The organism is Paraburkholderia sp. SIMBA_030 (assembly GCF_046535245.1).
Lineage (GTDB): Bacteria > Pseudomonadota > Gammaproteobacteria > Burkholderiales > Burkholderiaceae > Paraburkholderia.
Genome location: NZ_JAWRXB010000445.1, coordinates 1 through 275, shown reverse-complemented (window position 1 = coordinate 275; position 275 = coordinate 1). Strand labels below are relative to the sequence as shown.

General features: G+C 37.1%; 1 protein-coding gene. It reads left to right on the top strand.

Annotation, left to right across the window (positions count from 1 at the left end; genetic code table 11):
- The coding region (locus SB772_RS40715) for a glycosyltransferase (RefSeq protein WP_410838613.1) at positions 1–275 on the top strand (275 nt) is incomplete at both ends.

The window sequence follows — 275 nt, the reverse complement described above, 5'->3', positions numbered from 1 at the left end:
ATTAAATCAGTCCATATCACCGAGCTATATTATTGTTGTAGACGACTCTCCAGAACAAATTCAGTGTCAAAACAGACTGATAGTCGAATCTATTCCATCAACTAATTCCCATATTCAATATTTACTAAACCAGCGAACTGTCGGTGCTAGTGGAGCATGGAATACGGCAATAGAGTATCTGAGCAACAAACAAAAGCAGGATTTCGATTCACTATTTCTAGCATTTCTTGACGATGATGATGAATGGCATCCTAACTACTTAGAAAACTGCAAAT